The sequence below is a fragment of the Chamaesiphon sp. GL140_3_metabinner_50 genome, assembly GCF_025361915.1.
In the GTDB taxonomy this organism is placed as follows: domain Bacteria; phylum Cyanobacteriota; class Cyanobacteriia; order Cyanobacteriales; family Chamaesiphonaceae; genus Chamaesiphon.
This window is the reverse complement of sequence record NZ_JANYJC010000028.1, coordinates 1-9,023: the sequence shown is the minus strand read 5'-3', so window position 1 is coordinate 9,023 and position 9,023 is coordinate 1. Positions and strand designations below refer to the sequence as shown.

Genomic DNA, 9,023 nt, shown 5'->3' with positions numbered 1-9,023 from the left:
AGTTGAATTTGAAAATCTCGATCGCGTGCAATTACCATTTCTAACTCCTCGCCCTCATCGGTGATGTAACTGAGTTTGAGTTGGGGTGGTAGCGTCGGCGTACCAGGCACGGGATAAACTTGCACCGAGACGACAACATGGGTATCATCTTGCGGCTTAATTCCGATTAGCATCACAACATTAGTCCGATCTAGTTGGTACTGAAGATCGATTAATTTAGCTCGTTCGCTCGACATATTGCCCCCACGGACTATTGCTAATTCTCCCCTCATCATAATCCGATCGACCAGATCCCAGCCCTGCTCTAAAGCTTGACTGAATTCTTGTTGCAGCCAGTGGGTGAGATTGTGAATTGGGGCGGGGTTGGCTTGCAAGGTGGCGACTTGTAATCTGCGGTGGTAGAGCTGTTCGCGCAGATCGTTATTACTGACGATCGCCGCCCAAGTGTTAAAGTCGAGATCGAGGCGGGGTGAATAGGGGGAAGGGTGGCTGAGACGATCGATCGATGAGTGCGATCGATCGGCATTTAAATTAGGAATTGGCGGTACGGTGGTAATTTCCTGGAGATCGAGCAGTTGCGCCATCCATAAAATATCGAGATCGCCAATCAGAAAATCGCTAGAGATATTATAGTTGCGATCGATTCTGTCAAAAGTCCCCGTTTCGCGCAGAGTCCGATGGGAAGTATAACCCCAAATATTCATCGTCCGCTCGTCTAAATCGATCTGGATGGCTAAATAATAATCGCCCATCCAAGCCGGAATATCCACCCATTCTTGAGGTACGCTAAATTCCTCGCGATCGAGTTTGTCGCTCGGTATTAATATTAACCGCCGATTGCCAATAGTCAGAGCGCAGCCATTAACTACATCCCAGATCGAAGCCATCTGTGGGGCTGAAAATGTGGGCGTACTTTCAATTCCAATTTCAGTCAACCATGCTTGAATTTGGTGCAAACAAATCTGATTGAGTAGAGCATTATGCCGAGCGGTGGTGTTGGAATAAGTGCGCTCTAAAATTGTCGGCACATCGTCGAGCGTCATCCAGATCGTTTGAGATTCGAGTGGCTGAGGTGTAAATATCATCTGGGTTACGGTTGGGTTGAGGGGGTTTGGGTAATGATTTCTGTCAATCGGGCGATCGCGGCACCGTCGGGCTGTAGCTGGATCTGCCAACGGACGCAAACTCGCTCGATGAGCGGTCGCAGCTCTAAGGGATCGATCTGCTGGATCGTTTGGGCGAGTAAATTTGGATAGTATTGCTGACAAAAAGCGACGATCTGGGTAACAATCCGCTGGAGATATTCGGAAGATAGCGATGACGTTCGCGATGAATCGTTTATTTGCTGGTAAATATTCTGGGCTAACGTTGCCAGCACTCGCTCGTTGCGACGCATCACTGTGGTTTGATTGCATTTTAGTTCCCGCCCAGTTTCCGTTTGGGTGAGAGCTAGCCCATACAATAACCATAACAATCGATCGCTGTCGATCGATAATCGCTGAAGCAGTTCGGCGATCGTGTTTTTTAATTGCTTGACTTGCTGTTGATATTCGGCACCGATCGTCTTGTCGAGCGGTGTGTTTTCCGCCTCATCCTGTCGCTCTTTAATAATGTCGATAAGCGGACGGTTATCTGCTGCACTCACGACTCGATCGCTCGATTCTACTCTGAGTCGATCGTAGTTGCGAACTGCTGCTCCAAGTTGGGTAAGATAACTCACAATTTGCGCGTAATCTAAGGTACCAACTTGCCGTTGACGATAGAGGGCGAGGACTTCAGCATAGTGAGCGGCTTGCGGTAGAGTGGTATCGAATCGTCCAGCTTTAACAGCCTTTTCGAGGCAAGAATGTAAGGCAAGATAAATCGGATGAGTAACTGTTGGATAACCCTGCTGCACGATCGCTTTGACGATCTTGGCGGCGGTGGCGCGAACGACTAAACCGAGATCGGTGCGCTTGAAGCCACTCATCCCCTTCTGAGCGCGAATAGTGTCCGTCAGTCGCCGATCGAATTTCTGGCGACACCATTTGTAAAAGGTGGGATACCAGTAGTCAGGAGTAACAGAGCGATCCGGATCGAAGTTACTCAGAAATTTGCGAGGCTGACTGACGATTTCCAGCCCGATTTGATACAGATCGGCGAGATCTGCGGTGTAGTATTGTTGGAGGATCGCATGGGTGGAGCGCAGGCGATTGCCTGGAATGAAGGCAATATGGGCAAGCAGAGCGGTGAGACAGTTGTTGGTGGTGGGGGTAGCGGGAGTAGTGACTAGGTGGTAGGCGATGAGTCCGCGATCGAGGGTATCGAGTTGGTGGATATAGCGTTGAAGTCTAGGATCTTCAATCCAGCGGATCGATGGTGGGTTGCTAGACACCTGAGGTAGGGTAAAGAAGATTCTAGTATCTTGCATTGTATTGAGTGTGGAGGTGTGGCATCTAATTCTGACAACCTGGCAAAAGTTAGGTTAACGCTATTATTTTACTTACCCTGGGTTAACTCTCCGAGATAATGCAGCCCGCATTCATGTTGTATAATATTTTTTTAGATTACGATCGAATTCGAGCGATCGTGAAACCCTTTCCACATCACCAGAAAATCTTAGCTCATGCCGCCCGATGCTCCAGAAGAGAGGCTACAACGATAGCGTAAAGCCAACGAGCCGCACGATAAATTTATCAAACAATTTGTGCCCGTCGTTCTAAAAAATTTGTTTGAGAGCCAGACGAGTGTAACCGTTCAATTATCAGAAGAGCTGGCAATTGATGTTTTGTGTACCGCAATTAAGCGCGACGAGCGAGTCGCAATCGACGATTCATTAGGGTTGCTAGGTCGTTTAGTTGCCATTCATCCGACAATTATTATCGAGCATTATAGTAACTATTTAGATTTAGAAGATATAGATTCCTGTATTTTACGGAGTGCGATCTATTGGGAATTAAATAAGGCTAAAGTCGATAATTCCCGCAAGACAAGAGTAACCAAAGATTCAGTCATGAATCCTCAACCCTTGCACCTAGATCGTCCGTTTACGTGGATTTTTACCGCCAAGTGTAGTGAAAACTCATTGAGAAGATGGAATGCGATTCCCGATCCAGAATTTGGGGCGCACGTATATCGGCTAGCTGCACCTGGCTTATCGATGGGGATAGTCGATCTAGAATCTTTGGCATATAACTCAGACACGATGCTGCTCAAAATGTTAGGTAAAGCCGCAAGTGCCAAGCTAGCCTTTGCCGACATCATCAAGCTAGACCCCAATCTAGAATTGAGAAATGATATCATAGAAGTATCGATTAAGCATTGTGTCTATCTTGAAGAAGCTCAACTAGAATTAACAGAAGAGGATCTAAGTTTTATGACTTATGTAAAAGAAGTTGAAGAAGCCTATCAAAAATGGGTTAAAAAAAATAAGGCAGAAGGCAAACTTGAAGGCAAGCTTGAATTAGTAAGTAAGATGGTACGGGCTAAGTTTGGGAGCGAGATGCTGACACCACAGATAATCGATCGGCTTGGAGGATTAAACGAGCAACAACTCGATGAATTCACCACCAAAATTTTTGAATGGCAAGATGCGATCGAAATGATAAATTGGTTGGAACATCTCTTAGTTTAATCTAGTGTGGCTTGAAGGCGAACTTGGCCACATTAGATACTTAAAGCTGGCCACATTAAAACCTGTGACTCCTATTCTACCGTTAGGTCAGAATGTAAGCAAGTTCGAGAATTGGAATGTGAAAGTGGCCAATCGGAAGAAAATGAAAGCAAGAAATGGACAATCGTAATAAATTACTCAAAGTCTTTCTAGCTCTAGCTTTTATTCACAATATTCGATTTGTCTAATAAGTTGCCACCCAGGTGAGGAGTATGCAAAAAGTTATGAGTTGAATTATCGGTTTGTTTCATCGACACAACTGAATTCGATTCGAGTACGAAATTGGAATTGGCTGGAAGACTACTTCAAGCAACCTTTCCCTTCATTTGAACGACAATCCGATCTCGAAATAATCTCTTTTGTTCGCTCTCAGCCAGAGATAACTTTTACAGAATTACTCCAAAATATTCAAGCGATTAATTCCAATCTGGTAAGTGCCTCACTGGTAGATCGTATTAACTTGGCGATTGCCGCAGAAAAGATGTTCATTAATTTCAATACAGAACCGCTATCAGAGCCAGATCGAGTAAGGATTTTTCCCAATCAGGAATTAGCTACAGCATACGAGGAAAAGTCTCCAGCTCTATCGGTTGTAAGCTTTACTGGTGGTGTTAATCACCTTTCAATAGAGGTAGGTGCTGCTTTATCTTGGGATGGTCAATACTGGGAGATTACTAATTCTAGTCCAGAAAATATTTATCTCAAAAATACTGATGGTAAAATCATTAATCTGTCGAATAAAGAATTTTACAACCTGTTCCTTCAAGGTCATATTTCAGGTTATTAACTAATAATCAAAGATTGGCTAAATATACTGGAAAATATCGCTTCTGCCGTTGGCGTAGCCTCTCCCTGGAGAATCGGGTTAGGACTTTCGCAGGATGTCTATTTTCTGGGTCGGTTTCGACGGGCGAACGATTTGACTCCAGGGGGTTTAGCTAGGGCGGCTGGATTTGGTTGCGCGATAATTTCGCGGTGGGAAAAGTTTCGATTTAATCCGCCACCATCGCCCAGTCAATTGTCGGCTTTAGCTGTGGTTGTGGGTGTTGAGGTGGAAAGATTGATGGGGATGTTGCCACCAGTGGGGATGGGAATGAAGATGGAGCCGATTCGATTGTGTGGGGCTTGTTATGGGGAATCGCCTCATCATCGAATTGAGTGGCAGTTAAAAAGTGTAAATCGATGTCATGAGCATCAATTGAGGTTGCGATCGGAATGTCCGAAGTTTGGTGCGCGGTTTAAGGTTCCGGCTTTGTGGGTGGATGGATGGTGTCAGCGGTTGTCCCGACATAGATGCTTGACTGTAAGGCACTCGATCGCCAAAATGGAGCATCAGCTCATCTCCATAGCTGAAATTAACTCGCCAACAAGTTGCACCAATTAACTTACAGGCTAATTGAGTTAAGGCTTGTAGATCGCGACTATTGACAATACTAGATTGACTTTTAACTGTCATAATTTTCTGTCATTCAAGTGATTCGATTCCCAGAAATTCCTGTAGTTTTACTCTCAACTCTTGATAAAGGAAGTGGAAATCCCAATTTTTACACTCTCGATCTGCTCTTTACTAATTGAGGATTGGTTGTTTGGCAATAGTTTCCAGATTGGCTGACTGTAATAGATCGATCCAATCTTGCTGTAACTGACGATCGTTGGGTTTTTGCGCTCGTTGTCGGGCTAAATTAGTTACGGCATCATACCAAATGCCCTGCTCTACAATAGAATCGCTCGCACTAGGCAAACTCACCCGCTTTATCCAGCCATCTACGTACACTCGATTGGAAGTAGCAGTTCCACAAGCTACTTTAGCTTTTAACGTCCAATGATAGTCTCGGTCTAATTGCAACGCAGCTTTATTGCTAGGGATTGAAACGCCAATAATTCCGACTTGTTGTGGAGTCTGAATGGGAGAACGGTAGATATCTTCACCCTGTCGATTTTGGAGGGAAAATTCTAGCGATGTTGAGGGTGGAGTAGCTGGGACAAAAAACCATAATGTCGGGCGTTCTACGCTAGTCTGTCCCCAAACACTGTGTTCGGGAATTTGAGCTTGGGTATTTTTGTCGAATGGGGCTAAAGCGACTAAATTCAAGTCGCAACTGCTGTTACTCATCGAAGCACTAACTGTGCGATTGCCAGGAAAGCCTCTAGCAGGTGGTGAAGGTGGAGGCGGAACGATTTTCCTTTTCTTGAGCGTTTGAGCCACGATCGGGTCTAGTTGGCTGAGGGCGAACGGGATCGTAATTTCCAAGCTGAGTGCTACGCATAGCACAACCTGCAAGTATTGAAATATTGCTTGATGCGATCGCCGCTGACACATATAGTTTCTTACCTAGAATTCGATCCTAAAAAGCTGGGGTTAACTAATGAGAATTTAGCTGCACGGATTGAGTAAATCTTGACACAACCGCCTGTAATTAACAAGCCGCCTAGCGATGGAACTAGAGGCATCCACCAACCATAACTTGCCAATAACCAGATCGCACCACCATAGCAAATGACTAGTATACTACTAAACAAACCGATCGACAGCCAAGTATTTCGCACTCTCCAGGCTAGCACAGCCCCCGTAGTAGCACAGAATAGTACGATCGCATTATCGACCCAAAATGGCTGTACCCAAAATAATGGACGACCTTCCAAAGCCGCACTAATAAGTTGGCTAGCCACTTGTGCTTGAAAGAAAACACCAGGAATATTGCCATAAGGAGTCTTGGCAATATCTCCATAATTATCATCTGTAGTACCGATTAAAACTAGCTTATCACGCACAGCTTGCTGCAACTTATCTACGGGTAATGTTAGTACTTCTTGCAGCGACATTGCCGGAATTGCCGATCTTAGCGAATTATCGATCGCGCGATAGTTTACGAGGATTTGATAGCCGCGATCGTCAAAATCAAATCCTTGATATCCCCCACTACGTGCGGTCAGATATTTCGGAAAATCTGCGATCGATACTTTACGTAAAAATAAATGTTTGCTATAACTTAGACTAGAAATATGGGAATTCGTAACATTCTTGTTTGCAGTTTTTTGCTGCCACATCGTATCATCGCCAATTCTTAAAGTAATTTGTTGTGGATCGAGGTATAGATATTCATAGGCTAGCATCATGCTGAGTGATAAGTCTGAATTGCAGCTAGCTCCAGGTTTAATTGATTTTGTATCCATTGATAATAGCTGTCGGCGCAAAACACCATCTGAGTCAGCGATCGTGTCACCAAAGCCAAATTTACTCGCTGATGGTGGCGGAGCCTCTAGCGACTTATTCGCCAGTTCTCCACTTTTTGATGCACCTGCTGTTTTACAGACCGCAACCAAGTCGCCGGATTTTAAGCTATTGTGGATTTCTGTATATTTAGGATCGATCGAATGATTTAAAAAATTGTCGATCCCGATAATTCTGGGTGCTAGCGGTCTTAATTTAGTGAGTAAGCGATCGAGCGCGGCATCTGATAGCGAAGAGCCAGAACTAAAACCTTGTTTGCGTTGGGTTTCATTATCTGTTGCGGCAATCTCAATTATTAAAATGTTTGAGTCTTTCTGACGTTCGGTGGGGCGCGATCGCATCGTCAGATCGAAGGCTTGGAGTTCTAATGGTTGCAACATTCCCAAAGAGCGGATTACTGCGATCGCGATCGTGGTAATTAAGCTACTACATAAAACCAGCTTGAGATGATGCCGAGCGGTGTTTTTTGTACCCTGCAACTGGTGCCAATTAGGGGGATAACTCGTACCAGATTGATATATTGTTGGGAGCCAAGTAGCACAGGGAAATTTATCTTCTAATCCTTGAAGTCGCTCGCGCGCTTCACGTACCGACCGATAAAAAGATTTACCTTGAGAATAGAGTTCGAGAAATCCTTTGAGAAAAGTCTGTGCGACGCGATCGGGTACTGGTTCCCGCATCACAATTACTTGAGGAATTTGCAAATCGGAGAGCGATTTTGCCAATCCTAAACCATCACAAGAATTAAAAATAGCAATTTTTAGACCATTGGCGATCGCTTTTTTGAGTCCATAGCGGAGTTCTTCAATACTTAAACTATCGGTCTGATTGAGATAAATTCGACCGGAAGTATTATCGATATCGCTAGAACTATGTCCCGCAAAAAATAAAATATCCCAGTGCCGATCCCATAACCGATCGGTTAATTGCATTCGCTGCGGTTCGACTAGAAACTCTACCTTAGCATTAGGCAGGTTTTCTAATACTTTACGATCCGATCGAGTATCGATCCCTTGACTATTACCGAGAATTGCCAAGATCTGCACATCAGATTTTGGCACTAGCTCGATTAGCTGGATCGGTTCGAGTTGGGGCGAACTTAAAACTACTTCCGTCGCACCATAAGTAGCAAACAAATCGCTAACTTGCCAGGGTAAGCGGTGGAGTTGCAGATCGTCAATTTGCAACAGAAATCTGATGCGATCGCGTTCGCTAATATTTTTGGCTAAATGTTCGCGAATCTGGTGAAATGATTCGGCTTTCAACCATCGATTAAAGGAATCGATCGTGCGCTGGGCAGCATTTTGACAGATTAAGGTCGAATCGATCGATGAAATATTGGTAATCTGGGCGGGATCGGCTTCTAAGCGGTGGTTGGTATCGAGATACCGATAAGTTTGTTGCCACTGTTGATAGTCTTGCAGCAATTCTAATGCAGGTGGCAGATCGCCCTTGCATTCGCTAGGGTTACTCAGCCAGATGCGATCGTCGATCCAGCGTTCTTCAGCAATTTCTAGAGTTACAGAGTATCCTAGTTTGCTGCTACCGTTACCAATTTTAAGTGTTATTAGTTTATTCATCACCACTGCCTAAACTGCTTGCAAGATGCGACTGATAGTAGCTAAATTACAAATCGTTCGGTAATTCGTGCATCACCAAGGACGATATTTACCACAAAGTTTTCGCCGACAGTACCTGAAAACTGCAACTGGATCGTGTCATCTGCCGCTCTCGATGTTGTCTCTAAAGTGATGCGATCTTCATCATCAATAACGCTTAGTTGAAGCTGAGGTGGTAAACTGAGTCGATCGAGTGGATGAACTTGCAAGCGAATATGAGTGCGATCTGTAGTCGGATCTGGTGTTAGCTCGACAACCAAAGCAACTTTAGTCCCCTGTAACTGAATGCCGAGATCGAGCACTTTAGCACGGCGAATTGCATTACTCGGTACCGCCCGAAAGGCAAATTCAGAAGTTGAAAATAGCGATTCAACAGTTTGCCATCCTGCCTCGATCGACCCATTCAACCCTCGAAAGGCAGGATTTGGCGGAAGTAGCGATTCGACAGTTTGCTCAACTCCCTCGATCGTCTCTTGCAGCCAACGATCCAACTTAACTAGTGGCTTTGCCATTAGGCTGT

General features: G+C 44.8%; 8 protein-coding genes and 1 pseudogene. 3 read left to right on the top strand and 6 right to left on the bottom strand.

Annotation, left to right across the window (positions count from 1 at the left end; genetic code table 11):
• On the bottom strand, positions 1 to 1,085 hold a 1,085-nt coding region (locus Q0R35_RS01275; RefSeq protein ID WP_295613676.1), incomplete at its 3' end, for a DUF1822 family protein.
• A 5-nt stretch (positions 1,086 to 1,090) separates the two neighbouring features.
• Positions 1,091 to 2,410 carry a hypothetical protein gene (locus Q0R35_RS01270; protein WP_295613674.1) on the bottom strand — a complete coding sequence of 440 codons (1,320 nt, stop codon included), beginning with the start codon at positions 2,408 to 2,410 and terminating at the stop codon, positions 1,091 to 1,093.
• Between the two features lie 276 nt (positions 2,411 to 2,686).
• Between Q0R35_RS01270 and Q0R35_RS01265 the strand changes: the two genes are divergently transcribed.
• The 3 genes and pseudogenes from Q0R35_RS01265 to Q0R35_RS19465 all read left to right on the top strand — a co-directional run.
• The gene (locus tag Q0R35_RS01265) at positions 2,687 to 3,613 is read left to right on the top strand and encodes a hypothetical protein (RefSeq protein ID WP_295613671.1); all 927 of its coding nucleotides are present in this window, start codon (positions 2,687 to 2,689) and stop codon (positions 3,611 to 3,613) included.
• 268 nt (positions 3,614 to 3,881) lie between these two features.
• Positions 3,882 to 4,439: a hypothetical protein gene (locus tag Q0R35_RS01260; RefSeq protein WP_295613669.1), complete on the top strand. Its 558-nt coding sequence runs from the start codon at positions 3,882 to 3,884 to the stop codon at positions 4,437 to 4,439.
• 132 nt (positions 4,440 to 4,571) lie between these two features.
• Positions 4,572 to 4,799 (top strand): annotated as a pseudogene (locus Q0R35_RS19465) (hypothetical protein); the annotation flags it as partial.
• Positions 4,800 to 4,817: 18 nt separating this feature from the next.
• On the opposite strand, the gene Q0R35_RS01255 reads toward Q0R35_RS19465, so the two are convergent.
• The 4 genes from Q0R35_RS01255 to Q0R35_RS01240 all read right to left on the bottom strand — a co-directional run.
• The gene (locus Q0R35_RS01255) at positions 4,818 to 5,108 is read right to left on the bottom strand and encodes a hypothetical protein (protein WP_295613667.1); all 291 of its coding nucleotides are present in this window, start codon (positions 5,106 to 5,108) and stop codon (positions 4,818 to 4,820) included.
• A gap of 111 nt (positions 5,109 to 5,219) precedes the next feature.
• Positions 5,220 to 5,972, bottom strand: a complete 753-nt coding sequence (locus tag Q0R35_RS01250; RefSeq protein WP_295613665.1) for a DUF928 domain-containing protein — start codon at positions 5,970 to 5,972, stop codon at positions 5,220 to 5,222.
• An 8-nt stretch (positions 5,973 to 5,980) separates the two neighbouring features.
• A complete protein-coding gene (locus tag Q0R35_RS01245; protein WP_295613664.1) occupies positions 5,981 to 8,464 on the bottom strand; it encodes a CHASE2 domain-containing protein in 2,484 nt (827 codons plus the stop codon).
• Positions 8,465 to 8,505: 41 nt separating this feature from the next.
• The coding region (locus Q0R35_RS01240) for a DUF1822 family protein (protein ID WP_295613661.1) at positions 8,506 to 9,023 on the bottom strand (518 nt) is incomplete at its 5' end.

Bases quoted from the DNA above. Each gene is read 5' to 3' on its own strand.
- Q0R35_RS01270 (WP_295613674.1), bottom strand. From the start codon at position 2,410: ATGCAAGATACTAGAATCTTCTTTACCCTACCTCAGGTGTCTAGCAAC.
- Q0R35_RS01255 (WP_295613667.1), bottom strand. From the start codon at position 5,108: ATGACAGTTAAAAGTCAATCTAGTATTGTCAATAGTCGCGATCTACAA.
- Q0R35_RS01250 (WP_295613665.1), bottom strand. From the start codon at position 5,972: ATGTGTCAGCGGCGATCGCATCAAGCAATATTTCAATACTTGCAGGTT.
- Q0R35_RS01245 (WP_295613664.1), bottom strand. From the start codon at position 8,464: ATGAATAAACTAATAACACTTAAAATTGGTAACGGTAGCAGCAAACTA.